The organism is Mesorhizobium sp. M0292 (genome assembly GCF_040321695.1).
Taxonomy (GTDB): domain Bacteria; phylum Pseudomonadota; class Alphaproteobacteria; order Rhizobiales; family Rhizobiaceae; genus Mesorhizobium.
Genome location: NZ_JAMYSB010000016.1, coordinates 49589 through 74258, shown reverse-complemented (window position 1 = coordinate 74258; position 24670 = coordinate 49589). Strand labels below are relative to the sequence as shown.

Annotated in this window: 16 protein-coding genes and 10 pseudogenes; 10 read left to right on the top strand and 16 right to left on the bottom strand. The window is 58.4% G+C overall.

All coding sequences use genetic code 11. The annotated features are described in order from the left end of the window. Nucleotides 1–46: 46 nt before the first annotated feature. Nucleotides 47–220 (bottom strand): annotated as a pseudogene (locus NKI96_RS22705) (IS630 family transposase); the annotation flags it as partial. 1180 nt (nt 221–1400) lie between these two features. On the opposite strand from NKI96_RS22705, the pseudogene NKI96_RS22700 reads away from it, so the two are divergent. After that, nucleotides 1401–1517, top strand: a pseudogene (locus NKI96_RS22700) (transposase); the annotation flags it as partial. On the opposite strand, the gene NKI96_RS32565 reads toward NKI96_RS22700, so the two are convergent. The 5 genes and pseudogenes from NKI96_RS32565 to NKI96_RS22665 form a co-directional block, all read right to left on the bottom strand. Next, a complete protein-coding gene (locus NKI96_RS32565; protein WP_502900288.1) occupies nt 1467–2129 on the bottom strand; it encodes a transposase in 663 nt (220 codons plus the stop codon). The pseudogene NKI96_RS22700 and the gene NKI96_RS32565 sit on opposite strands and share 51 nt — an antisense overlap. Before the next feature lie 61 nt (nt 2130–2190). Continuing rightward, nucleotides 2191–2423: pseudogene (locus tag NKI96_RS32560) on the bottom strand (transposase); the annotation flags it as partial. A 342-nt stretch (nt 2424–2765) separates the two neighbouring features. After that, nucleotides 2766–4292 carry a MocR-like ectoine utilization transcription factor EhuR gene (gene ehuR / locus NKI96_RS22675; protein WP_352806271.1) on the bottom strand — a complete coding sequence of 509 codons (1527 nt, stop codon included), beginning with the start codon at nt 4290–4292 and terminating at the stop codon, nt 2766–2768. Between the two features lie 1792 nt (nt 4293–6084). Continuing rightward, nucleotides 6085–7344, bottom strand: coding sequence for an ATP-grasp domain-containing protein (locus NKI96_RS22670; RefSeq protein ID WP_352806269.1), 1260 nt, complete (start codon nt 7342–7344; stop codon nt 6085–6087). A 518-nt stretch (nt 7345–7862) separates the two neighbouring features. Next, a pseudogene (locus NKI96_RS22665) lies at nt 7863–9209 on the bottom strand (IS1380 family transposase). 664 nt (nt 9210–9873) lie between these two features. On the opposite strand from NKI96_RS22665, the pseudogene NKI96_RS22660 reads away from it, so the two are divergent. Further along, nucleotides 9874–11308, top strand: a pseudogene (locus NKI96_RS22660) (transposase). A 197-nt stretch (nt 11309–11505) separates the two neighbouring features. On the opposite strand, the pseudogene NKI96_RS22655 reads toward NKI96_RS22660, so the two are convergent. Then, nucleotides 11506–12131 (bottom strand): annotated as a pseudogene (locus tag NKI96_RS22655) (IS3 family transposase); the annotation flags it as partial. Nucleotides 12132–12195: 64 nt separating this feature from the next. Between NKI96_RS22655 and NKI96_RS22650 the strand changes: the two are divergent. Next, nucleotides 12196–13294, top strand: a pseudogene (locus NKI96_RS22650) (IS3 family transposase). Nucleotides 13295–13352: 58 nt separating this feature from the next. On the opposite strand, the pseudogene NKI96_RS22645 reads toward NKI96_RS22650, so the two are convergent. Then, nucleotides 13353–13597: pseudogene (locus NKI96_RS22645) on the bottom strand (IS3 family transposase); the annotation flags it as partial. 210 nt (nt 13598–13807) lie between these two features. Continuing rightward, nucleotides 13808–14359 carry a hypothetical protein gene (locus NKI96_RS22640; RefSeq protein ID WP_352806266.1) on the bottom strand — a complete coding sequence of 184 codons (552 nt, stop codon included), beginning with the start codon at nt 14357–14359 and terminating at the stop codon, nt 13808–13810. 471 nt (nt 14360–14830) lie between these two features. Here NKI96_RS22640 and NKI96_RS22635 point away from each other — a divergent pair. Next, a pseudogene (locus NKI96_RS22635) lies at nt 14831–15327 on the top strand (transposase); the annotation flags it as partial. On the opposite strand, the gene NKI96_RS22630 reads toward NKI96_RS22635, so the two are convergent. Beyond that, nucleotides 15309–15488 carry a hypothetical protein gene (locus tag NKI96_RS22630; RefSeq protein ID WP_352806376.1) on the bottom strand — a complete coding sequence of 60 codons (180 nt, stop codon included), beginning with the start codon at nt 15486–15488 and terminating at the stop codon, nt 15309–15311. The pseudogene NKI96_RS22635 and the gene NKI96_RS22630 sit on opposite strands and share 19 nt — an antisense overlap. Nucleotides 15489–15530: 42 nt before the next feature. Next, nucleotides 15531–16160 (bottom strand): GNAT family N-acetyltransferase, encoded by a 630-nt coding sequence (locus tag NKI96_RS22625; RefSeq protein WP_352806263.1) that lies wholly within the window; start codon nt 16158–16160, stop codon nt 15531–15533. Nucleotides 16161–16540: 380 nt separating this feature from the next. Between NKI96_RS22625 and NKI96_RS22620 the strand changes: the two genes are divergently transcribed. After that, nucleotides 16541–16744: a hypothetical protein gene (locus tag NKI96_RS22620; RefSeq protein ID WP_352561705.1), complete on the top strand. Its 204-nt coding sequence runs from the start codon at nt 16541–16543 to the stop codon at nt 16742–16744. A gap of 198 nt (nt 16745–16942) precedes the next feature. On the opposite strand, the gene NKI96_RS22615 is transcribed toward NKI96_RS22620, so the two are convergent. Next, the gene (locus NKI96_RS22615) at nt 16943–17956 is read right to left on the bottom strand and encodes a D-alanine--D-alanine ligase family protein (RefSeq protein WP_352806260.1); all 1014 of its coding nucleotides are present in this window, start codon (nt 17954–17956) and stop codon (nt 16943–16945) included. A 369-nt stretch (nt 17957–18325) separates the two neighbouring features. Between NKI96_RS22615 and NKI96_RS22610 the strand changes: the two are divergent. Further along, nucleotides 18326–18792 (top strand): annotated as a pseudogene (locus tag NKI96_RS22610) (transposase); the annotation flags it as partial. Here the strand turns inward: NKI96_RS22610 and NKI96_RS22605 are convergent. From NKI96_RS22605 to NKI96_RS22590, 4 genes are all read right to left on the bottom strand, one after another. Continuing rightward, a complete protein-coding gene (locus NKI96_RS22605; RefSeq protein WP_352806376.1) occupies nt 18774–18953 on the bottom strand; it encodes a hypothetical protein in 180 nt (59 codons plus the stop codon). The pseudogene NKI96_RS22610 and the gene NKI96_RS22605 overlap by 19 nt on opposite strands. Before the next feature lie 34 nt (nt 18954–18987). Then, entirely contained in the window at nt 18988–19338 is a 351-nt protein-coding gene (locus NKI96_RS22600; protein ID WP_352806257.1) for a transposase, read from the bottom strand. A gap of 186 nt (nt 19339–19524) precedes the next feature. Further along, nucleotides 19525–20694: an alanine racemase gene (gene alr, locus NKI96_RS22595; protein WP_352806254.1), complete on the bottom strand. Its 1170-nt coding sequence runs from the start codon at nt 20692–20694 to the stop codon at nt 19525–19527. 976 nt (nt 20695–21670) lie between these two features. Continuing rightward, nucleotides 21671–21886 (bottom strand): hypothetical protein, encoded by a 216-nt coding sequence (locus NKI96_RS22590; protein ID WP_352561611.1) that lies wholly within the window; start codon nt 21884–21886, stop codon nt 21671–21673. A 195-nt stretch (nt 21887–22081) separates the two neighbouring features. On the opposite strand from NKI96_RS22590, the gene NKI96_RS22585 reads away from it, so the two are divergent. The 4 genes from NKI96_RS22585 to NKI96_RS22570 all read left to right on the top strand — a co-directional run bounded on the left by NKI96_RS22585 (nt 22082) and on the right by NKI96_RS22570 (nt 24609). Further along, complete coding sequence (locus NKI96_RS22585; protein WP_352806251.1) at nt 22082–22264, top strand: hypothetical protein; 183 nt, start codon at nt 22082–22084, stop codon at nt 22262–22264. Nucleotides 22265–22873: 609 nt separating this feature from the next. Further along, complete coding sequence (locus tag NKI96_RS22580) at nt 22874–23602, top strand: LuxR family transcriptional regulator (RefSeq protein WP_352806248.1); 729 nt, start codon at nt 22874–22876, stop codon at nt 23600–23602. Nucleotides 23603–23691: 89 nt separating this feature from the next. Further along, complete coding sequence (locus tag NKI96_RS22575; RefSeq protein ID WP_352561605.1) at nt 23692–24318, top strand: acyl-homoserine-lactone synthase; 627 nt, start codon at nt 23692–23694, stop codon at nt 24316–24318. Between the two features lie 33 nt (nt 24319–24351). Next, the gene (locus NKI96_RS22570) at nt 24352–24609 is read left to right on the top strand and encodes a transcriptional regulator domain-containing protein (RefSeq protein ID WP_023747687.1); all 258 of its coding nucleotides are present in this window, start codon (nt 24352–24354) and stop codon (nt 24607–24609) included. The last annotated feature ends 61 nt before the right edge of the window (nt 24610–24670 follow it).

Here is a 24670-nt window from a genome sequence, read left to right as displayed (position 1 = left end):
CTGTTCGCGAGAACTCGCCATGCTTGCTTAGAGCACGTCCTATGTAATCCGGTTCATATCCTGGGGCTTTGAAGTAGTTGGCACATTCTGCGGGGTGAAGAGGTCGACGACCGCGCCGACCGCGTCCCAGTGGTTCTCTCGGCCTTTGCTCGTAGCAGCGCCTTGAGTTTGGCGAAGGCTTCTCAATCGCATTGAAGTCGGTACTGTAGGGCGGCAGGTACCCGCGAGCGTGGAGCAAAACCGCTACCTGACGAACAGAAACCGGATATTGGGCATCCCTGGCCGGACGAGCGGGCACGTGTCGCCAAGTTCATATCCATCAAGGGGCAGGGCTGTAGATCCGGCAGGTGCCCGGGGAAGGCGATTGAACTTACCTGGGAGGGGCCGCGTCATGTTTCGACTTCGGAACTGACGGAACCGCAAGGTGACCTGACCGTGATGCAGGAGTAGCAGAGGGCGTAGAAGGTGATGCTGTCGGCAAGGCTAGTGAGGCACTCCAAGGCCGAAAGGCGGAGCAAACGGATAGCCCGAGCCGGAAACGATGACCGAAGGCCCAAACGATTGGAAGTGGCAAGTAGGACTGGCAACTCATGAGTGAAAAGCGGCAGAAGACCCGGTATTCACTGGCCCTGGAACCGAGGGACCGGGGTAAAGTCGGTACCCGAAGGCCCGGCTTGGACAATGGAGACGGTATGTAGCCGAGAGAATCTGGAAACAGCGTGGAAACGCGTTCGAAGCAACCAGGGCGGTCCAGGCGTGGATGGGATGACCATCAACGAGGCCAAGGGCTACCTGCGTGATCACGGGCCAAGCATTTGGTCTCGATTGCTCGAGGGAACCTATCAGCCGCAGCGGTCAAGCGGGGCGTACCTTGCGTCGTCGACAGACTGATGCAGCAAGCCTTGCTGCAGGTCCTCCAAGAGCAGTGGGACCCGACCTTCTCGAAGCACAGCTACCAGGACGCTCTGCCCATCGGGTGGTAGCCCGAGCGCAATGCTACATTGCCGAGGGTACAGCTACGTGGTTGACCTTGACCGCGAACGATTCTTCGACCGGGTTAATCATGATAGCCTGATGGCGCGCGTTGCCGCGAGGGTGTCCGATACTCACACCTGGAAGCGTGGATCCGCCGGAGACTACCATGTATCTCTGGCGGCAATGGGGAACGGGCGCAACCGCTTCAAGGAACTACGTCGTTATGGCGTACCAAAGTTCGGAGCTGCGGTTGCAGCCGGATCACCGACGGGAATTCTGGCGCATATCAGGACATCCGGCGGTCCTAGGGACTGTCAGGAAATGCGCGTGAGGCCGGTTGTCGTCATCGGCTGACGAACCTTTCGCCGAAGACGACGGCGAATTATGTTATGGCCTCGAACCACTCGCGCCATCGGGGCGCAGAATCAAAGCTGCGGCGGGCCGTGCGAACGCACGGTCACTTTCCCAATGACGACGCGGCGATGAAACGGCTATATCTGGTTCTCAACCACGCCGCCGAAGAATGGAAACGCGCCCCGCGCGTTTGTCGTATAGATGATGCGGCGCACGCTCTCGGGGAATGCGAAGAACGTCACGACATGGAGCCAGTTGCGCCGCCAGCTCTGAGCGATCGCCGAATAACGTTGGCCCAGTAGCCTGCGTCGAAGGCATGGAGCGCGGCCAGGCCGGCTTCGGCGTGCTCGGCCCGGTATATCGGCCGCAGCGCCGGCACGACAGGCTTGCGGTCCTTCCAAGACACGAACTCCAATGAATGGCGGATCAGGTGCACAATGCAGGTCTGCACGACCTTTTTGCGGGAATACGCCGTTGATCGCTTCAAAGCCCTTCAGGCCGTCGATGACGGCGATCGGGATGTCGGCGACACCTCGGTTCTTCAGCTCATTCATGTCGAAGCCAGAATTTCGCGCCTTCGGTCTGCTCGATCCAGATCCCCTATATCTCCTGCCGCCGTCGGGCAGCGTGCTGAGCGCGATATAGATCGCTTTGTTGCGGATGAAGCCCTCGTCGAATTTTGGCCCGGATGGCGTCGAAGAAGACCAATGGAAAGCAGGCGTCCACCGCCTGTTCTGCCATCCGGCGACCTCCTCGAGCGCGGCGTCGGTGACGGCCGAGATCAGGTCCGTCGATGCCATAGAGTTCCTCCAGGTGGCCACGGATCTCGCGCACACTCATGCCGCGCGCATACACGGATACGATCTTGGCGTCGAAATCGGGAAAGCGGCTACGTTGCGATTAACTTCGGGAGAAGGAGCCGGCACGGTCACGCGGGATCGAGAGTTCGAGCTTCGATGTGCCCGTTAGAACCGTCTGTTCGAATGTCCGTTGCGCCGGTTCGCCGGTGCTGTGGCTTGCTCCTCGTCAAGATGATCGTCCAACTCGGCGTTCAGTATCCGCTCCAAAAGCGTCTTCTTCAGATCGTCGAGCAAACCGTCCTTGGCAAACAGCTCCTGTGGATCGCGCCCGGCAAGCAATCAATCCAGTACTTCCTTCTCAATGGCCATGCGATGATTCGCCTTTCCATCATCATGGCCTCACGCACAAGATTCCTGACAGTCTCCGGTCCAACAGGCCGTGCGCAACCATTATTTCGAGTCTCTCGGTTTCCCTCGACTTCATGTCTCTGCCCAAACTTAGTCCCATCGGACCGCCGTGGTACGGACCCGTATGCCCGGTGGGGTGGGAGGGGCGGCGTCGCCAGGCGTCCCTCTATCCCGATCAATCCTCAAAATACCCCCATCGCTCAAAGTAGTGCTAGATGGGGCTGTCGTTCAAATATGCGGCAAACAGGACCCAGCGTCGCTGGATAAGAGCTGCGCCAAGGTTTCGATCCCTCGCTTGAAATCATCATCCTCGCGGACAGAGTCTCCGATCGTTAGCCTTACCGCGTGTGGATCGGCCTCTCGACCGACGATGAAAGGATCTGGTCCTGTGATCAAGACCCCCCTCCGTCTAGCTTCTTCGATAAAAGGACCCGTGCGCCAGAGCCCGGGCAGCGACAACCAGACGTGTAGAGATGTAGAATTCGTGTTTTTTTGAAAGTCTTTCAAAGCCCGTTCAAGTATCTTGTGCCGCTGCCCCAGCTTTTGCCGCTGCCAGGCGATCAGCTCTGCCGTCGTTCCGTCAGAAAGCCATCTGCAACTGATCTCGGCGCCAAAGGAATTCGACATCCAACCAGTCGTCCTTAACCGTGACACTGCCCTGGAGACTAAGTCCTCGGGGACGAGCAGATAACCCGTCCTAAGGGAATGCATCACGCTCTTGGAAAAGCTCGTCGCGTAACATGTCCGCTCGGGAGCGAACGCAGCTATGGGAGGCGGCCCCTTTTCCACAAGTGGCCCGAAGACATCATCCTCTATGATCCAGACGTTGAACTTTCTCGCAATTTCAGCAATAGCGCGACGTCGCACCTCGTCCATAAAACTCGCTGTTGGATTGTTGAGGGTTGGGGTAAGGCAGAGAACTTTTACCCGCTCACGGCTGCATAAGGCAGCAAATGCGTCCGGAAGCACTCCGCTTGAGTCGCTTGCCAACCCGCGCAATTGCAGTTTAAGGATAGTGGATGATGTGATGACGCTGCTATCTACGAGATGATCGCTGGCGACGACATCTCCTGGCTCTGTCAGAGATGCAAGCGCAACCCAAAGGCCATGCTGGCAGCCGTTGGTAATCAGTATCGTTTCTGAAGAAGCCTTCAAACCCAAGGCCTTCAGCCAATCCGCGCCCAAGCTTCGATGATGGTGCAATCCCACGATCGGCCTGTTCGAGAGCAGGGGTTCTAATCCTCGTGATTTCGATAGCACCGCCAGCATATCTCGGAGAGCTTGGACATGCGCCTCTCCGACGATTGGCGCTATTGTCGAGAAGTCCAAAAATTCTTCTTCCCTTTTGTCGACGATTGAGCCGGGCACCTTGTCGAGATTTGCGTACCGCACGTAGGTGCCGCGCCCGACCTCCCCGGACACGAGACCGCGGCGCTCGAGTTCGGCATAGGCTTGAAAGACCGTCTGAACACTGACCTCCATCCGAAATGACAGGTCACGCTGAGGCGGCAGTCTTTCCCCCGGCCGAAGTTCGCCGGAATTGATGGCGGCGGCAATGGCATCCGCGATCGCTCGGTATTTCGCACCTTCTGGTGAAGATAGCACCGGCTTCCAAGTCCAACGCATGCTCGCTCCTTTTCGTCGAATATTGCAATGATCCAATACAACAATTGACATGACCACCGCGCCTCGTATCACCTGTGACGCGAAAGACAAAGTGAGCCACGGTGCTCCGGTTCGGATTAAACGGATCATGTGCGACGCCTCCGAATGACTCGTTCCCAATGTGCTGCTGATCACCTCGCCGGAAAATAGGACCATATCTAAGTCGCCGCTGCCGGGCCCGTCTGCCAAGAACTGTTTATGGTGAGCATGCCCTCTGCCAGGACCAACGGCCAACGAAATGTCTTGAATTGTCTCAACGGGCGCGGTCTTCTCGGAATTGGCGCATTGGCCTTTCCATGATGGGGTCAGATGAAATAAGTAGGACAATCTCGCGGGCGTCCCTACTGCCGCGGGTAGCGCAGAACTGACAAGCAAACGAACGCATTGTTATTCGCCCAGTGTCGGACATCATTCCGCTTTTGGCGAAATTCACTTGTTGTAACGGCGGTATTGTCAACTCCTTACCAAGAGTTCCTCTCGTGCACCAAAACTCATTCGCCATATCCGGTGCATGGTCACAGCCATTCTGCCTGCAAGTGCAACAATGGCCTTTGGCGACATTCGATACGGCCTTCGATGCGTGAGGCGTGTCTCCCTAGCCTGCCAAGCCAAGCCCGCGGCGAAGCGCTTAAGATCAACGGTGACAGGTTCCTCAGGCTTTGCATTCAGAAAGCGACCATCGACCCGCCTTCCAAGATCATCTTGTGCCGCACGAATGGCATTCCTTGTCCGTTCGGCCACGCCGGGATGGCCAGCACGCACTCGGTCCAGCCCGTAGCGATTAAGAACCATCGTCTGCACAAGCTAGCGGACGAGGAGGTGCTGAAATGGGCCACGAAGTCTACCTGGACATGACCAGGCGGCGGGCCGTTCCAGTCCGCGAAGGTGCGGATCGGAACCGATCGGCGCACCGCCGAACTCTTTGCGGTGCCACGGCGTTGCCGCCGCGAGTCACGACACGCACTTGCGAAAGGAGGCGGTCCATCGCCACTGCGCTGATCCTCAACAGCTGTCGCGAAGCTCGCCATGCACATCAAGCTGGCCATGCCGCTCAAGCGCCGGGCAGCAAGACGAGGATCAGCGCCTTCGTCGTTCGAGCAGAGGCGGTCGGACGCCTCCCACAACACCACCAGAGCCTCTCGAACCTGAGCGCCGTAACGGGTTGCAGCCTATCGGGAGGCGGCTTCGTCTCATGACGCCGAGCACACGGATCGCGTGCTTGGGGTGATAGCCGCTGACCGCGACAAACTCCCCTGCTTGTCGGACCGCTCGATAATCGCTTCAGCCAATTCCGCCCGTGTTGCCATGCTGATCCGACTTGCCATCCATCGTCCTCAAGCCAGGATGGCAGACGCTGCATCCCGTTTGGACCGCGAACCTATCGGTAACATTCTCCGTGAGGTGATGCGCGCAGGCAAGCCGCCATTGCGTTGCGCCCATCCGAGGAAACCCAGATGGGCCAAGACGCGGCGCCCTCTTGGCTGGCGTCGGCTTCAGCGGCGTTCGAGACGGAGCGGCCGGCGGCGCCGCGGGGGCGGTAACCTTCGGATAGCGCAGGTGCCTCGAGGAGCGGCGCTGAGTGTGGGGCTGAGATGTATGTGGCGAGCGGCGAGGGTGCGCCATTGCACCATCGCGCCGATGCCGACGCTCGATGAGGAGCACACGCGACGGCAGAACCGCTAGCGCGAGACCCTGATGGCGAGCAGACGCGGCTTCGTCAACCGCATCAGGGGCGATCCTCACCTAATTCAGCATTTGCGGCTGCCAATCATAAAGCGTCGGCTCAGACGGCTCGCGCTTGCAGGGCCCAATTACCGCCTTCGTACCTGTCTCCTGATTGCGGTGATGAAGATTTGCTTTTCCGTTAGCCGCTTTCTTTTCATCAGTCCGGGACGTCAATGGCCGCACATTGTTTTCGTTCGTGAATGGCCAGAAATGGTGTGGTCGACCAACAGATCAAGTCGACGGCACGCTGAAGTATCGCCTCGGTGCGAAGAAGATCGGATGAAGCGGCGATGACATGTCCAATACAGTCTCGATAATCCCCTTTTCTGACAATCGGCGTCTTGGGGTCAACATAGAATTTGACCTCGGCAACACCTGATACTTCGGCCGCTTGACTGTCCCCGTCGATCAAATCAAGGGTGCCATCGCGATCAGCAACCAGGAACCGCGCGGCCGCGGTGTGAGAATGGCTTTTACGCAAATCGCATTCGTCGCCGATGAGAACTTTGATGTGTTCGGTGATTAGATCTACTCCGTAAGCCAGCCGAACCAGTTGGGGAGTGGGCGAGCCATGAAGCCTTGGATTGACTTCAATGACGACTGGGCCATCTTTCGTCCACCGGAATTCAATGCCCGTTGGGCCCCAGCCAAGTCTGAGAGCTCGCAAACAACTCAGGGAAACATCGATGAGACGCTCATGCTCGTCATTCGTCAACGGGGCCGGAATGGTGAACTGGTGATAGACAAAATGCGGTGGAGGGCCGAAGTCACCGATGCCAATTGCAATTATTTGATCGTTCATAATGTCGGCCCAATAGAGGGGGCCTTGTGCGAACTCTTCGATCAGGATCTTCGGCGAAGACTGAGATATTTGCTTTCCGCCTAACAGATGGATCGTGTGTTCGACTACCTCATCGGCGGTGCGGCACAATCGGACACCGACGCTGCCGCTGCCCACCGCAGGCTTAACTATCACCGGCAGTCCAATCTCTGCGGCAAAATCCTCTACGTCCGCTGCATTGGATGCGAAGCGATAAGCAGGTATCGGAACGCCTGAGGCCGCGAGAAGTTGACGCTGAGTGTACTTATCGACACATTGTTCAACAGCTTCCGGGTTCGGTCCAGGTAGATCGAAGTGCCGACAGAGCTTGCTTGCTGTCGGATAGAAGGAATCCGCAGCACTTGTGATGCCAGCGATGTCATAGGTCGCTCGGAGCCGGGAACATTCGCGGATCAGCGCATCCAGATCGTCTGTATCAACACGGATTGTCTCAGCCCCTTTCGCGGCGAAATGATCATACTGAATTGGATCGTCTGAAAGGGTAATTGGCTGAAGGCCAAGACGCAGAGCGGCCTGGACGTATAGCAGACCCGAGCCCATTATCGTGCCTCCAAGAATGATCAGTGCTCTCGCCATTGGCTGTAGACCCCTTCTGTGCGTGCCGTGCGGCGGTCTGAACGGTTGTCGGCATCTTTGTAGTCGCGCCTGGCCTCAGACCTTGCCCCGAGGCTACCATCGTCGACGATTTTGCGGCGTTAAGAATCTGCAAATCTTTTTTCGAGTTTTGTAACCTCAACCTCACTTCCGGCTCGCCACGTGAACGTTCACGCACTGCGCAACGTTTCGCTGGACGTGCCGACCTGGGAGACAGTCTAGCCACCCCCCCGATGGGATCGTCATTGAGGGAGCGAGCGCTGGCGGGGTACTGTGCTTGCCGCGGCTCTTTCGGCCAGAATTGTTCCGCGATGTGCTCGCCGAGATTCCGCTCGCCGACATCCTAGCCCGTATTATTCGTGAGCGGCTTGGTTCCTTTGGGGGAGCGCACGGACGTGAAGGCGTGAGGCGTCTTTTTCACCGCGGCTGAGGCTGGACTTGCGGAACGCGCTGGAGGGTGGAAGGTGTTGGGTTAAGCGAGGGCTTTGATGCCCCGGCGCTCATGGTCCTGCGGGCTGCAGGTTGAGGGTGACCGCTCGGAACAGGCTGGCCTCGGGACAGGTGGCGGCGAAGGCCAGGCGGATACGCGAGACGGTTTCGATGACGCGGGCGCCGAGCTTGAGGAGCCTGAGCCGCAGCGTGGCGAACTCGGCGTTGCTGAGATGATGGTTGCCTGGCACCGCCTCGCGCAGGGTGAGCATCAGCCAGTAGGCAGCGGTGTGCAGGACGAGGCGCACCTGGTTGGCAATCGGTGAGCGGCAGCTGGTGCGGTCCGAAGCAAGCTGGCTCTTGTGCATCTTTGATTAGGTTTTCGGCCTGGCCGCGGGCGCAGTAGATCACGTCGTAGACGTGCGCGGCGGAACCTTTGTCGAGATTGGTGACGACGAAGCGGATGTCGAGGCCCATCGAGGTTGCCTCGATGCGGGCGCAGACGCGACGTTCCGTCTTCCATGATTTCGCCTTGTATCGGGTTTCGGCGTAACCGCGCAGCACCGGCTTCTGCTCGAGCGCGCGGCGGGTGCGGATGTCGTCGGCGGCTTCTCCAACGAGACGCTGGAGAACCTTGTTGCCGGGCAGGCCGAAGACGTAGTCGATCGCATTGTTCTCGCACCAGGCCATGACTTCCGCCCGGCCATAGTGGCCATCGCCGTGGATCAGAATGCGGGTGGTCGGCCAGCGGGCACGGATCATACGGACGAGGCGACGCAGATGGCCGCGGATCTCCTTGCCCGTCGGGGTCTTGCCAGGACGCAGGATCATGGCGACCGGGCGTCCTGTCGCGGCGTCGGAGATGTGGATCGGCAGGAAGCAGCGGCGCTCGTCGCAATGGGCATTGAAGAGCGAGAGCTGCTGATGGCCGTGAACGACATCAACCGTGTCGTCGATGTCGAGAGTGATGCTTGCGGGCGGCGCGGCATAGCTCGACAGCCAGAGATCGACCAGCACCCAGCCGAGCCGGATGACGGTGCGCAGGTCCGGCAGGTTCTCCACCCGCGAGCATGTCGGCTGCGAGCACAGATCCAGCCCGCTGTCGGGCAGCCGACTGCAGGCGAGCTTGAAGGCCGGGTCGGTGCGTAGTCGGTCGAGATCGTTGGCATCCTCGTAGTCGCACGTGATCGCAAAGATGCGGGCGCGCAGAATGTCGGCCATGGCGTGCGTCACCCGCTCTGGATCGCGCGGATCGTGGATCGCGGCGGCAAGTCTGTCGGCCAGTTGCAGGCGTCGCTCGACAGCGCCAGCAGCATGACGCCACCATCGGAGATGATGCGTCCGCCGTCAAACGCAGCTGTGATCTTCGTGCGTCCAACGGCTGGAAATGAGAGCGGCAGCAACGTATCGTCGGTCATGGCGGGTGTGGCTCGCGAGACGCGGTGACAGGGTTGGATTACAACCGAATCGTACTACAACTCAATCGCTTAGGCCACATCCGCCATCCCCTTGAACGCGCCGTCATGAACTTCACATTGCCATACGCCCTACGGGAAACGCGGGAGTATGGAGACCCCACATCGCCAACGAGTATCAGTACCTGCGCAGCTACGACTCCTACTACAACCTCGGCGCCGATCGTCCGCTTCTGGCGACATACGTCGACGCCGCGCGGGATGACGCCAAGTGCTCTATTGTCAGCCTGCTCGCTATGTGGCGCAGCGTCGGTCCTGCGCAGTTGACCGCGATCCCGAGCCTTGTCTTTCGCATGCGGATGGTGGGCGGCTACAGTGGCGCTTCACATGGAGCTGGCGTAGCCGAGGAAGCAGCATTTGGCATGGCCTGGACGCTCGACCAACTCCGACGATCGAGCAGCTGAGGGCAGAGTGCTGCAATCCTGACGAGCTGTCGTCAAAAAGGGGAGTTCGTCCTCGCGATTGTCGGGACCGATCGGATGACGACGGCACGCGGTATAGCGCGACGATCAGGATGAGACGACGCATTGCCTCGCCTGAACTGCTCCCTAAAATTGGTTTGTTGCTCATCTAGTTTGCTCCCGGATCAACAACTTCGGGAGCTGTGATGGGGAAGGTGAGCATGGCGACACGAGCGGAATTGGTGGCGGCGATCAGTGGACGCTATGTTTTAGGCGGGCGGGCCGAAAAGGCGAGGATGTTGGACGACTTCGTGGCCCTCACTGGCTTTCATCGCAAGCATCCGATGCGACTGCTGCGAAGAGACTGCGCGCCGGCGAAGAGCGGTCCTCGGCCGGGGGCGGCGGGTTTACGGTGATGAGGTGTGCGCCGCTCTCGTCGTCGTTTGGGAGGCATCGGATCGAATCTGCGGGAAGCGACTACACCCGCTCTTGCCAAGCCTGATCGAAGCGATGGAACGCCACGGACACGGCGCTATGGATAGCGAGACGCGCCGGCAATTGTTGACGATGAGCCCAGCGACGATTGATCGCGTTCTCAAGGACATTAAGGCGAGTGCCAGCGGGCCGCCGCGGCGGAAAGGATCAACGACGATCCGGCGTAGTGTTCCAGTTCGGACTTTCTCGGATTGGGATGACCCCGCACCCGGCTTTGTCGAGGCGGATCTTGTTTCTCATTCCGGCCCATACGCGAAGGGCGCCTTCTCGCAAACCCTGGTGTTGACTGATATCGCCACGGGCTGGACGAAATGCGCGCCGCTGCTGGTTCGCGAGCAAACGGCTGATCACGGCGTTGGCCGAACTGCGCAAGTTGCTACCGTTCCCGCTGCTGGGCTTCGACACCGACAACGACAGCGTCTTCATGAACGAGAGCGTTCAGGAGTATTGCTTGCGTGATAATATCGAACTCACCCGTTGCCGCCCCTACCGGAAGAATGACCAGGCATTTGTCGAGCAGAAGAATGGCGCGGTCGTGCGTAAGATCGTTGGATATCGACGCTTCGAGGGACTGCAAGCCACACGGGAGCTAGCCAAGCTTTATTCCTCGATGCGGTTGTTCTTCAATTTCTTTCAGCCATCATTTAAGTTGAAAGAAAATCGTGACGGAGCCAGGGTGATCAAGCGGTATCATCGTCCCGCCACGCCCTATCAGCGGCTGCTTGACGATGCACCCACGCCGGAGGATACGCGCCTTCGCCTCAAGGCGATGTACCTGACGCTCGATCCGGTTCGGCTGCCGCCGACGGCGAGGCACTGCCGCTCGAAGACTTTCTGTCCGGGTTGCGGATTGCGTGGCGTGGTGGGGAAGTGAATCCGACCGCCCGCCCCAAGCCGGCGGTCAAGCGAGAGCGGCGCAGACCCGATCCTCTCCTTGCCGTCACTGCCGAGCTTGAGGAATGGTTCGAGGCAGAGCCTTGGCGAACGTCACGAGAGTTGCTTGAACGCTTGCAGGTCAAATATCCCGGCGAGTATCCCGACGGCCTCATTCGGACTGTGCAGCGTCGAATGAAAATCTGGCGCAGTACGCAAGCCGATGCGTTGGGTTCGGGCCATTCGCCGATGCCGCGCGGACGGAAATTGTAGAGGTCGTGCGGTGAGATCATCCCGGAGCAAGACGGGATCGGCAGAGGCTAAATCTCGGGAACAACCAGTGAGGCAATCGAGAACATCCGAGTGAGGCAACGGCATTGTTCTTTGGGAACACTCTTGGGCGAGGCAATACGAGTCTCACCTTGATTGTCGCCCGCCACTGTTGAACTGACCCCATAAAGTTGGACGGTTCATTGAGTTGGTAGGTTTAAGGGGTGGTTCCTGTATTGCACAGGGGCCAGCCCTTTCAGTTTCAGTTTGATGCGGCGGTGGTTGTAATAGTCGATGTAGTCCGTGATGGCGTCGTCCAGGCTTTGAACGGTGTCGAAGGTTCCGGGATGGAAGAGTTCGGATTTGAGGATGGCAAAGAAGCTCTCCATTGGGGCGTTGTCGAGGCAATTGCCTTTGCGTGACATGCTCTGTTGGAGGCCTCTGGCTTCCAGCCTGCGTTGGAATGCCGACATCTGATACTGCCATCCCTGATCGGAATGCAGGATCGGCCGCTCGTCCTCATTGAGTCGGGCGAGGGCTTTGGTCAGCATATTGTCCACCATTTTGAAGCGTGGCCGCCGCGCCGTCTCGAACGCGACGATCTCGTCATTGTAGAGATCCATGACCGGGGACAGATAGAGCTTGTCGCCGGCCAGGCTGAACTCCGTCACGTCGGTCACCCATTTGCGCGGTTGGCGCGGTCGGCGCCGAACTTGCGCTGCAACAGATCGGGAGGGGTCCGCCCAGCCTCGCCCCTGTAGGAGCGATACTTCTTCGGCCTGACCAGCGACTTCAATCCCATCCCGGCCATCAGGCTCTGGACGGTGACCTGAGACCCTGAAGCTCCTCCAGTTTTTGGTAGAGTCTGTCCCACTCAAGGAGACGGACGAATGAAGCGTTCACGGTTCACGGAAGAACAAGTCATCGCGATTTTGAAGGAGCAGGAGGCGGGCATGAAGACCGCCGATGTCTGCCGCAAGCATGGGATCTCGGAAGCGACCTTCTACAAATACAAGGCCAAGTTCGGTGGCATGGACGTTTCCGATGCGCGCAAGCTGAAGGCTTTGGAAGAGGAGAACGCCAAGCTGAAGAAGCTGCTGGCCGAGCAGATGCTGGACAATGCCATCCTGAAGGATGTCGCCGCAAAAAAATGGTGACGCCCGATGCCAAGCGATGCGCTGTGGCCCACGCCTGCGATCGGCATGGGGTGAGCCAGCGTCGGGCGTGCAAGGTCTTTTCGTCGACCGCTCAAGCGTTCGCTACACAAGCATCCGGTCGGACGATGCCGCCGTTCGAGCCGCGATGAAGACGGTGGCTGCCGAGCGCCGCCGCTTTGGCTACCGGCGCATCCACATCATGCTTGAACGGCAAGGGATCGTGATGAACCAGAAGAAACTGCGGCGGCTTTACCGGGAGGAGAAGCTCCAGGTCCGCAAACGTGGCGGCCGCAAACGGGCCTTGGGAACAAGACGGCCGATGATCGCGCCGGGTCGGACGAATGAGCGCTGGAGCCTGGACTTCGTAAGCGATGCCTTCACGGACGGACGCCGGTTCCGGGTTCTGGCCGTCGTCGACGACTTCACGCGCGAGTGCCTGGCGCTGGTCGCGGATACATCGCTGTCGGGCGCCCGCGTCGCTCGGGAGCTGGATGCCATCCTCGCCCGCCGCGGCAGGCCTCGCACGATCATCTCGGACAATGGCACCGAGCTAACGTCGATGGCGATCCTCAAATGGTGCCAGGAAGGCGGCGTCGAATGGCACTACATCGCGCCCGGCAAGCCGATGCAAAACGGATTCGTGGAGAGTTTCAACGGCCGATTTCGCGACGAATGCTTGAACGAAACGTTGTTCTCCACTCTCACGCAAGCACGGGCAGCAATCGATCTATGGAAGGAGGACTACAACCAGAACAGACCACACTCAGCCCTGGGCAACATCACGCCCATCGAATTCGCCATCAAAATGGCTCTGGAAAAACAGACCGCATGAGGCCAGAAATGAGACTCCGGACTCTCCATTGAACTGGAGGGAACAAGGGTCCCAGGTCAACGGTCTTGTGGTTGACGCGCCGGCCCAACCGGTGCAGTTGCGCAGTCACCCGGCGATAGCCGTAGCGACCCTTGTGGCTGTCGAAGATGGCCTTGATCGCCGCCTTCAGCGCGCATGGCGGTCCGAGCGCTTCGCTGCTTTCTGTCTGTAATAGAACGTGCTGCGCGCAAGCTTCGCCAGTTCGAGCAGCCCCTCAAGCGGATGCAACGGCCTTAACGCCTGGACGGCTTGCGCTTTTTGAGCGCGTGTCCCTGCGTTAAGGCTTCAAGCGCGGGGCGTTATCTTTCCAATAGTTCCCGACCGAGCGGCCGGATACGGCGTGCGGTACCCATCCGGTGAAGCTTTCAATTACCAACATCGTCAGCTTGATCCCGTGGAAATGCCGAAGGCGAGAAGGCGATGTCGTGCAAGCGGGTCATGGCGCGCCAGACGACCATGTTGCCAGGAGGCGGGTCATGTTTGCGGGCCGGATATCCGCCAAGCTGGCGATTTGCAGCAGGTAGGTGGTGAGCTTAGGCCGTTGGAGGCGTGGTCGCGTGTCGATCTCGTCGAGCGCAGTGATGTCGGCGAAGGTAGAACGCTGTCGGGCGCGGCGTCTGGCTTCGCACGCGCCGACATAGTGACGAAGAATATGCGCCAACTGGCGACCGCGATGAGGGCGAGGAACTTGGCCCCCCTCTCGGCGGTTTCGAGCCTTGCCTCCTCCGCACGGCAGCCGGACTTCATAACCTTGTGGAACACCTCTGCCTTCCAGCGCAGCGCGTACCAGCTGAGCTTTTCGGCCGCCGCGGAGAGATCTTCGACCGGCAAGTTGGTCACCAGCTTCCAGCCGATCGGCTCGCGACCGGGCAGCGGATCTTCTTCGAGGGCGTGGATGTAAGTCAGAACCTGCGGACCGTAGCGCTTTTGCTTGCCTAAGGGCGGCGAAGGTTGATCGCGGCGAACTTCACCTGCCGCCGGGTCGTCTCGTTCTGATCGACCGCAATGCGGTGACGCCCCGCCCAAGGCGTCGCCGCAAGTTGGGCAAAGACGCGATGGGCAGGATCGTGTGGGGGCAGCATCGGTAGGTCGCTTAACTCGGGCCTGTTCGTCTGCACCCGCACAATCAAGCTCGTACCAAGATCTTGCGCCGTGCAAGAGAGCTCGTAGATATCGCTCTCCCGGTCACCCACATGCACGCAGCGCTCGGGCGCGCCAACGAGCGCGATGGATTGGCGCAGGTTCTCCAGCCAGCGTTAGCTCTCTTTAGTCTCGAGCGGCGCGCGCGTGGCATTGATGTGCCGCTTGAGCGCGAGCATCCCCTTGAATTTCGTTCGTGTCCAGAATTTCACCGCCGTCAGACCGAGGGTGCGACGGGCCCCTCGCGAACTAACATTGGCGCGCACGGCGAGGGGTAAGCGGTGTCCGAACAACGCGCTTGGTCGCAGTGCTACTTAGTTCGATCTGAAAAACTCTTTGACGCTTTGCGCTGCAGGGATCGGGTTTGAAGTATTGGAGAATGCCGGAAACTTCCGCGAGCGCCTCGATGCCATCATTAATCCGTGTCATCCGCTGGTCCGGTTGTCAGCAGTGATGCCGTGGTCGCGCTTTGACGAGGCGTTTGGCGGGTTTTTATCGCCCCGGTCGGCAGGCCGCCAAGCAGACGCGGCTGATGGTCGGTCTGCTTACCTCAAAGAAGTGTGCAGAACCCATATTGGCAGTTTTTCTGCGGCTTCGAGTTCTTACAGCACGAGCCGCCGATTGATCCCAGCACGATGACGCGCTGGCGCAAGCGGATCGGGCCCGAGGGGCTGGAGGAAATGCTGAAGGCATGCGTCGACGTCGCACTCGAGACGGGGACTGCGAAGCACGGTTCGCGCGAGCGGATCACCGTTGACATTGGCGGTGCAGCCGAAGGCGATCGCCCACCCCACCGACAGCCGGCTCTACCTCAAGCTATCCAGATCCTGGTGAGTCAGGCCAAGCAGTACGGCACCGCAAATTCTTCCTCGGCCATAATGGCGATGCGATCAATGCGCTGCTCGTCGCCGCAGGCCAAAATCTGCACCTTATCCTTATCATCCTCACGGTTATCGCTCTTTGGCTTGCCTGGTGCCTGCAAGCACTCCAGCCGAAACGGCGAAATCGGATGCACCCGTCCGTCTTCACGGGTTCGGAATATCAACGCCTTAGCCTTTCAGGGCCGACTGCCTAGTCCGAATGATCTCATCTCGGGATCTTTGCAACTAAAAACGCGTACATTGTCGGCCATTAGGGCAGTTAAGGCAGACACCTCGAACCGACTCCATGTACGGTTTTTGTGGATTATGTCACCGATGTAGACAAAGCCAATTTTCTTATTTTTAATTAACGATCGCTTGTTAGTTGGTAGGATGAATGCAGTCACTTTGTCTTGCTTTAAGACTTCGAAAGAAAATTTGAGTACTGCCATGCCAGCCTCTACACCGATAGCTCTTCCAGAGGCTAGAAGGTGGAGGCCGGTTATCATCTCCACATAGTTTGGATCACCGGGCAGATCATCAGGATTGTCAGGCCGATACGTGCCGCTGCACATCAATCCGGAATAGCCAGCGAACTTTCTGGCGGTACCCTCATCTTTCACGAACACCATCCATAAGCCGAAACGATGGTGCTGCCAGTGATTGGTAAAGTTGAGCAATGCAGCTTTCGATTGCTCCATCGTTGAATTGAGTCCGTCCCTGATGGTATTTACCACAAAGGGATCATTATGAAGGTTATGGATAAGGAGATCATCTATTTGAGATGGCGGCCTTAGAATTAGGCGCGGCGATTCTATGATGTACATGAGATTATTCCTCTTATCAGCTGGCAACGATCTATTGCGGGGGTATGCAAGCATAATTTTGAACTATGGTAGCGCAATACCACGCTCATTAGTATCCATGTTGCGCGCGCTCGAGGCTGAAACCACGAGCTATAACTACAATCAGGCGCCCGGAACCGAACCTGCGCTGCTCAAGTGGCCCCTTGCGTAGCTGGAGCGCGTCGGGATGCGATCGACGCCCTTGCGTGACATTTGACAACCTTGCGGCCGAACGCCTCTAAGAAGCGGAAAATACGATCTCAACATCACGGATGATCAGTGCTGCTGGTTCGACTCGATACCGTTGCCAAGTACCTTCGTGCAGGGCCAATCCTCGCCGATATCGGGCGTCGGACTCTCCATTGAAATGGAGGGAACAAGGGTCTCAAGTCAGCATCAAGAGCCGCCACGCCTATGTCGTGCTGGCACTGCTGTTGGCACTCCACCTCCCGAACGGCATCCGCGGCAAGATCGCCAACGAGATCCGTGGGCAGCTCAAGGCCTTCGGCATGCTGTTCGGGCAGAAGCTCGGCGGCTTGCCCCGCCAAGGAAATCGTATCCGCTGAGTCGGCGGCAGCGCCTGAGATCAGAGCAATCGTCGAGTGATAGAGGCCCGCCGATCCATCATCAAGCGGATCAGGATGCTTGAGTCGCGCGTTGCGCAGCCGGCTGTTCATAACCGCTCCCGGCGTAGCACTGTGAGTGCTGTAGCCTCGTATTTACAGTCTCCTCCGTCCGGTCCGAACGGACGACCTCCTGAAAGCTCAAACCAGGCGGATGTCATTTCCGAAATATCGTGCGTGGGCGATACCAAGGATGCGATTGATAAGGCTCGAGTAGCTGTGTCCAGCAGCGTTCGCGGCTAGGACACATACGGAGTGCATACTGAGCCCCGGCATCGAGTTGATCTCCAGGACAAAGGGGTGGCCGGAGCGGTCGATCCGGAGGTCGAGGCGGGCATAGTCCCGGCACTGGCAAGCACAGAAGGTCGCAACCGAAATTTCCCCCAGCAAGGTCGCAAGACTCCTCCCGATTTGCGCCGGGCAAATCGTAGGCACCTCCTCAACTGGCAGGTACTTGCCCTCCCATGTCAAAAGACCAGTGTCGCGTTCGCCGAAGTCGATCTCGGCCAAAGGCAAGATCTCGGGTTTTTCGTTTCCCAGCAGCGCGACATGGATTTCTCGCCCATCGATGTATTCCTCCACGAGCGCATCCTGTCCATATTGCGTGACAATCATTTCCACTGCCTGCCTCAGCTGAGCGGGCTCATGTACAAGCTGCAAACCGAAGCTATTATCTTCGTGACGCGGCTTCACTACCACTGGGAATCGCAGGCCGCCGGTGCTCTCGGTGCCGAGGCGCATGACACAAAAGTTCGCCGTCGGTATGCCGCAACTGCGCATCAGCGCCTTGCTGATCACCTTATCGTCCGTCACCCCATGGCCGAGCGGTCCCGATCCGGTATATGGAACGCCAGCCATCTCGAGCATGGCCGGAACGTGGGTGAAACGGTACTCGCCCTGAATACCCTCTGCCAAATTGAAAACGATTCCTGAAGGGCGGGCTTTCGGATCGGGTGGCATGAATCGCTCGAGCGTGTTGAGGAGTCCTTTGTCGCCTTCACACAACAGTGTCTCGTGACCACCCTCTTTCAGTGCCGCTACCACTCTTTCGTAGTATCCATCAGAGGACCAAGCATGTGGAGACTCTGGATAAGGCTGTCCGAAGCGGTTGATAACGCCCGTAAAGTCACTGTTCCTGACGAGGGCTACCCGCATGAGTTACTCCTTTGATCTCTGTTTGATTCACGCATGGGGTTGGTTCCTTGTGGTAACAGCTCGTGACCGCACGCTACACGGAGTCTCTCGCAATCGGCGTGCCCGGGAGAAGCTTGCGAACGAGCGCGGAAAAGCACGTGTTCTGAGCCGGACTGGCGGAATGCTTGCGCCTCTGGGGTGTCGGGTTTCGCACATAACGTCGCACAGCTCCTTTCTCCTCATTGGCGCAGCGCTGCCGGGCTCGGGGTTCTCTCCGCGGTCGATCGCAAGGATCCCCTCATCTTGGCGTTGGAGCGGGGCGAATTGGTGCGATTCCGGAGGACCGCATGCGCGGTAGCGGCCTCATCCACCAGCGTCCAGCAAGGACGCATCTTCCGCGAGCGCCTCGATGCCATCATTAATCCGTGTCATCCGCTGGTCCGGTTGTCAGCAGTGATGCCGTGGTCGCGCTTTGACGAGGCGTTTGGCGGGTTTTTATCGCCCCGGTCGGCAGGCCGCCAAGCAGACGCGGCTGATGGTCGGTCTGCTTACCTCAAAGAAGTGTGCAGAACCCATATTGGCAGTTTTTCTGCGGCTTCGAGTTCTTACAGCACGAGCCGCCGATTGATCCCAGCACGATGACGCGCTGGCGCAAGCGGATCGGGCCCGAGGGGCTGGAGGAAATGCTGAAGGCATGCGTCGACGTCGCACTCGAGACGGGGACTGCGAAGCACGGTTCGCGCGAGCGGATCACCGTTGACATTGGCGGTGCAGCCGAAGGCGATCGCCCACCCCACCGACAGCCGGCTCTACCTCAAGCTATCCAGATCCTGGTGAGTCAGGCCAAGCAGTACGGCACCGCAAATTCTTCCTCGGCCATAATGGCGATGCGATCAATGCGCTGCTCGTCGCCGCAGGCCAAAATCTGCACCTTATCCTTATCATCCTCACGGTTATCGCTCTTTGGCTTGCCTGGTGCCTGCAAGCACTCCAGCCGAAACGGCGAAATCGGATGCACCCGTCCGTCTTCACGGTCTCGGAATATCAACGCCTTAGCCTTTCAGGGCCGACTCATTCGTCTTGCACATGCCGTGGGAGGATGACGGCAAGGTTGCGCGCCACCGCACCTTCGCCTTCTTGAAGTCCATGCCCTTGCCAATCCGCAGGCACCTCACCTTCAGGGAAGAGAAGCCAATTTGTCGCGTGAGGATGACGTTGACCCCTTCATAGACATTGGTCCGCGTCAGCTTGTCCCCACGCTTAGAAATCTGGCGGGTCCGGCTGATCTCGCCGAATTCGTAGTTCGTGGGCGTAAGGTCGAGATAGGGACCGGCGCTCGAGGATCGGCGAAAACGGGAAGCAATGTCATAGGTCCAGGCGACCGAAGCGCGACACCGCGCCAACGCCCGGTGCGGTCATTAACAGCCTGGCATGGATAGCACGCGCCGCAAGGAGCGGGTATCAGCCCGCTCCTCGATGGTATCATCCTGCACAACATCCTCGATCTCCGGCGCCCACTAACGGAGTTGGCAGGGTCCGCATCGTACTACGCCTACGGCAGGCTACACACTATCCAGTGCTCAACGGGTCTACCGGGAGTGCGTCGGACAGTCTATAGGCTGGTCTGAATTCGAGACCCCGACAGCATACTTCCCCCTGCCAGTCTCCGAAGAATCTAGATACCGTCTTGTGCAGCCGGTACCCAGGCGGGTTAGCAGCTCCGCTGGGTTGACGCCAGCGGCCGCAGCAAAATCATCTATAGTGAAATCTTCATTCAGCAGTTCCACGAAGGTACCTGGATTACAAAGCTCCTCGGGAACATCTGTTACATCTATAGTTGTGTACTCCATGCATATTGTTCCGATTAGCGGGGCAAAATATCCGCCGATCCGAACGGATATTTTGTTCGCGCAGGCCCATGGAAGGCCATGCTTAAAACCGATCCCGGCAATCGCTACGCGGGTATTTCGGACCGTACGAAATGTCGCACCGTAACCAACAGCCTCCCCCCTACCAACATTGCGCACCTCCAGTATTCTAGCTCGGAGCCTTGCGACGGGGTGTAGCGGATTTGGTTTGATGCCAGCGTCATTGAGACCGTACAATGCTGAGCCCACCCTTACCATGTCGAAATGATAGGATTTCCCCAGCCAGACACCGGCGGAGGCAGCGAGACAGCCACAGGCTGGCTTAAGCAGATCATAGATCGCCCGAAAGCGATTCCTTTGCAGCACATTAGTCCGGTCGGCAACGCGTTCGCTACACGCAAGGTGGCTGAGTACGACCGAAGGTGGATAGCTCTCGAACGTACCAGAGAGATACGCGCGACGCACGTCAGCGAAAGCGAGCCCAAAACGGGAGAATCCCGTTTCGACGTTGAGAAAGTATGTTTGCGTCCCTGTAGCAATAATGGCCTCCAAGTCGGCGCAATTGTTCACAACGGGTATGATGCCGTTGGATCGATAGCACCGGCCAAATTTCGCAAAATCGTCCGAAAAAACCGCAATAGCCCCATCCACATGGGCTGACCTCAGTAGCAACGCTTCGTCCAGATTGGCGACGAAGAGCAGATCGCAGCCGGCATCAATGAGCGACCTTGAAATTTCTACAAGTCCAAGGCCGTAGGCATCGCTTTTGACCACAGCGGCCACCCTTACGTGGGGGCCAACGAGGGCCGAGACGGCCTGGAAGTTCGCCTGAACCGCCCCCAGATTCAAGTCAAACACAACGTTAGATGCCCGTAATATTATCGGCAACATCCTTGCTCTCCAACAGTTCCCGTTTTCTCATCTCTCAACTTCTCGACGTAAGCGCGTCTAACTGGCTCAGGTGGACGCGCTCGGACGGCTTCAGAAATGGAGGTATACTCCCTACTCAATTTAGTGACCGGTTGAAAGTAATAAGTAATATTATGAGAATGTTTCAGGATGTGTAAGTGCCATTATACTTAACGATGATGCACTTGAATGTTGATCAGCAGCCTGAAAGGTGCATGTTCTGGGCTGTTATCGCGTGAGGAGAGGGCTGATCATTCGGGTAAATGTCTTGGTCGTCCTCGATGCGGAATTCGAGAGCGATTCAGCTTCGGAGCATGGCTGCAGAACGCAGCCCCGCGGCTTCACCGCAACAAGCTCGGCACCGCGCTGGCCAGTAAGCTGGCCCGGATCGCTTGGAGCGTGCTGCGCAATGGCAAACCCTTCGACACCCCACCGTCATGAGGTCACGGCCATCTGAGCCGGCGCCTCGACAAAGTTCGCGACTGAGAAAGCATGGAACGGATCGATGAACGCATCCAAAGTCTGGCGACCCTAATGGTTGCTCGCCAACCTATCCGCCCCCTCACTTGCGAAAAGGCAGCCGGTCCATACATAGGGTCAGATTGGATGTTTCTCAGTCGCGAACTTAGTCGACGCGTGACCCAACGACCGTAGCCGGCGAAAAGCCGCCGTGCGCAGCACGTTCCAAGCTTGCCCAAACTATCGCCGGCGAGAGCGCCTGGTATTCTCGCACGGTTCCCCAGCTGACGTCGTATGAGCATGAGGTGCATTATTGTCCACGCGCAGGCGGCTCCTCGGTCGTGCAAGTAGCCCAGTCGCATGACGAAAAAAGAGAACATCCCAACAGAGGCCATGGCTCGTGGGCCGATCGAAACCGGATATGAGCGACTTCCGCCATGCTGAACCGGCCATACCTAGGGACGGCCGATGATGCCGCCCAGTCCGAGGCCGCCGCGCATCAGATGCTCATCGATTGGCCGGAAAGGATCGACTGCCTCGACAATCTGCGGATCGAGCCGATTTGGATCATACCAATTTCACAATTGACATGCATGACTCCTGCTGAAAATGTGACATCAGTCAGTAAGGCGAAGGTCGTGAACACAGCCTGCGTTGAATTACGGAATGACGTGCCGCTCAGAGCTTCAGGTCCGCCGAGTTCGATGCGGCGCATAGCCACCGATTATCGGTGATCGGGTCTGGTCGGTTTTGGAATAAGGGACGGAAAAGCACGGCCCACTCGGCCTTGGTTGGACATATTCCGGTCACACGCTTTGCGCGGCGGCCGCGCTTGCTAAACATTAAATTGCTTAAGGAAAGAAACATCCTGGAACATGTTCGGGACGTCGGACCCTATTGGCATGCCCGCATGAAAGCCGAACTGGAGCGACATCCTATTTTCGGCGAGGTTCGCGGTGTCGGCATTCTATCCGCCGTGCAGCTGATGTGGGATCCGAAGGGTCGGGCGCCATTTGAGGCTGCTCTGTTTGAGAATGGTGTCATCGGGCGAGCTATGCCGCATGGCGATATCCTGGGTTTTGCCCACCTCTGATCATTGCCCGAAAAGAGATCGATCGATGCGAGCGAAATCAGTCGATACGACCTATCGTGCGCTGCAGGCGGAAGGCGCGATATGATCTGGCGTGAGAGATGACGCCTTCAACTCGGATCGCCGGGATATTCACGTGCGGCAGCCGTGTAGCATCATGAGCAGGGGCGCAACAATCCGCTCCGTTTTTTAAGGCAACTTGCATGGAGGGTGTGCCAGCCGATGCCGAAATACGAGCCAGTCTCGAACGACACAGTACCGCCTTCGCGTGCGAAGACGCTCACGTGAGCTGCTGCAAGAATGTAGAGTTGACGCTCTCACCCCCCAATGTACCGTGAGGCTGAGCTCCTCCATGGAGCAGTCTCAAGCCGGACGCAAAAAGACAGCCCGACCGCAATGAAGTGCAAACCCAAGAGGACAACTGTCACCGTGCTAACAGATGGCGCTGGAATGAGGTCTCGACGTCGATAACAGCGCCGTCGAAGCACGGATCGCCCTCCCAAGGCGCACGGCCCGGCACGGAGCTCAGTCTCCGGCCGGGCCTTCAACCCAGAATGGCTGGCCCGCCCGTGTTGGCTCCTGGAGGGGGCCAGAACTCACTGCAGTTTAGCTATGCAAGACGCTTTTCATAGATTTGTAGGGCAGATCGCAGACAGCGCTGACGCGACTGACCTGCGCAACGCTCTGGGCGAGATTGCCTCTGCGCTCGATTTGCCGTCTTTCGCCTATCTTTTCCCTTCTTCTGGCAAGGGCCGCAACGTGCGCCTGATTTCCACCTACCCTCAATCCTGGACATCTCACTACCTTCACAGTCGGTATGAAAAGATTGACCCTGTAATTCATCAAGCGCGTGGTGGTCAGGAACCATTCAGCTGGGATGCGCACGGTGCTGATCTCGAACTATCGACGCAGCAGCGACAACTGATGGATGAGGCGACGCAATTTGGCATTCACTGCGGCTTCACGATCCCGATCCATGACAGCACCGGTAATTTTGCAGCACTGACCTTCGCCTCCGATGAAAGGCGACCACCGTTCTTTCGCCTGATTAATCGATATGACCGCGCGCTCGAACTCATTGCGATCTTCTTCCACCTTCATGCCTGTCGCAAGCTGGCCGACGGCAGGACCGTGGATGGCGTTACCCTATCTCGAAGGGAAATGGAGTGTCTGAAGTGGGCGGCTCGGGGCAAAACGGCGTGGGAAATCGGCCGCATCTTGGGAATCAGTCGGAGCACCGCAGCCTATCATCGGGATAACGCCAGGAAGAAGCTTGGCGTGAAGACGGCTATTCAGGCAGCTGTTCGGCTGGCACTGTCTCGGCCATCTCTCTTCACCTGATCTCCCGAAACCTGGGCACATACACAGGTTGTTTCAACTCGGCCTTTGCCTTCAATCGCAGGTGCTATCCATGCGAGGAGAAGGCCATCATGTTGCAGTTGATCACGCCGGATTGTTACGCTGAGTTCAGCGACGAGCTCGAGCAGATGCATCGCTTGCGGTATCGCGTTTTCAGGGATCGACTTGATTGGGACGTTTCGTTCAGCGGCGGCTTTGAAGTCGATCCGTTCGATGCGCTTCGTCCCCATTACCTATTGCTGCGTGCGCCCGCCGGACGCATCGACGGCTGCGTGCGCCTGTTGCCGACTACAGGACCGACGATGCTGCGTGATAGCTTCTTCGCTCTTCTTGCCGACCGTCCAGTGCCGGAAGATCCACGTGTTTGGGAAAGCAGCCGTTTTGCGCTTGATCTGCCGCCTTCCGCGCCCAAACAGGCGGGCATCGCAAATGGCACCTACGAGCTGTTTGCCGGAATGGTCGAGTTTGGTTTGTCACGCGGTCTGCGCAGCATCGTCACCGTGACCGATCTGCGCATCGAGCGGATTTTGCGTCGCGCCGGCTGGCCACTCGAACGGCTGTCCGATCCGCAAACAATTGGCAACACACGCGCCGTTGCGGGATATCTCGACGTCTCGAGAGAGAGCTTGGAAGCCCTCCGCCGCAATGGCAGGCTCAAGGGCCCGGTCCTGTGGACCCCTGTCATTAAGATCGCCTGAGCCTGCAATCCAACCCTTTTTGGACATGATGCAATGGACGAAACAAGACCTGGCCCTGCTTGGCCGGACAGGCAAGATGATCGTGCCTATGGCTATGTCGACCAGCTCACAAGCCGAGGCTGGGCCTGGGAATTCCTCAGGCGCAATCCGGACTTCCAAAAAGATCTGGCGAACGCGCTGCGCGGTGCCGAACGCACGAACGCCCGGTCCATGGACATTATCAGCCTGGCTTCGAATACTGTTGATCTCTCGCGGTGGGGCCTTCTGTTTTGCAAGCTCAAAAGGAACTGATGCGAGCGTCTTTTGGTGCCCCTGCCAATGTCCGCATGTTTTGCCCATTGTGGCCGAAACG

Excerpts from the sequence above, each read along its gene's own strand:
- NKI96_RS32565 (WP_502900288.1), bottom strand. The coding sequence starts at position 2,129 with ATGGCATCGACGGACCTGATCTCGGCCGTCACCGACGCCGCGCTCGAG.
- ehuR (WP_352806271.1), bottom strand. The coding sequence starts at position 4,292 with ATGATCCGTTTAATCCGAACCGGAGCACCGTGGCTCACTTTGTCTTTC.
- NKI96_RS22670 (WP_352806269.1), bottom strand. The coding sequence starts at position 7,344 with ATGGCGAGAGCACTGATCATTCTTGGAGGCACGATAATGGGCTCGGGT.
- NKI96_RS22625 (WP_352806263.1), bottom strand. The coding sequence starts at position 16,160 with ATGTACATCATAGAATCGCCGCGCCTAATTCTAAGGCCGCCATCTCAA.
- NKI96_RS22615 (WP_352806260.1), bottom strand. The coding sequence starts at position 17,956 with ATGCGGGTAGCCCTCGTCAGGAACAGTGACTTTACGGGCGTTATCAAC.
- alr (WP_352806254.1), bottom strand. The coding sequence starts at position 20,694 with ATGTTGCCGATAATATTACGGGCATCTAACGTTGTGTTTGACTTGAAT.
- NKI96_RS22590 (WP_352561611.1), bottom strand. The coding sequence starts at position 21,886 with ATGCGCCGCATCGAACTCGGCGGACCTGAAGCTCTGAGCGGCACGTCA.
- NKI96_RS22585 (WP_352806251.1), top strand. The coding sequence starts at position 22,082 with ATGAAAGCCGAACTGGAGCGACATCCTATTTTCGGCGAGGTTCGCGGT.
- NKI96_RS22580 (WP_352806248.1), top strand. The coding sequence starts at position 22,874 with ATGCAAGACGCTTTTCATAGATTTGTAGGGCAGATCGCAGACAGCGCT.
- NKI96_RS22575 (WP_352561605.1), top strand. The coding sequence starts at position 23,692 with ATGTTGCAGTTGATCACGCCGGATTGTTACGCTGAGTTCAGCGACGAG.
- NKI96_RS22570 (WP_023747687.1), top strand. The coding sequence starts at position 24,352 with ATGGACGAAACAAGACCTGGCCCTGCTTGGCCGGACAGGCAAGATGAT.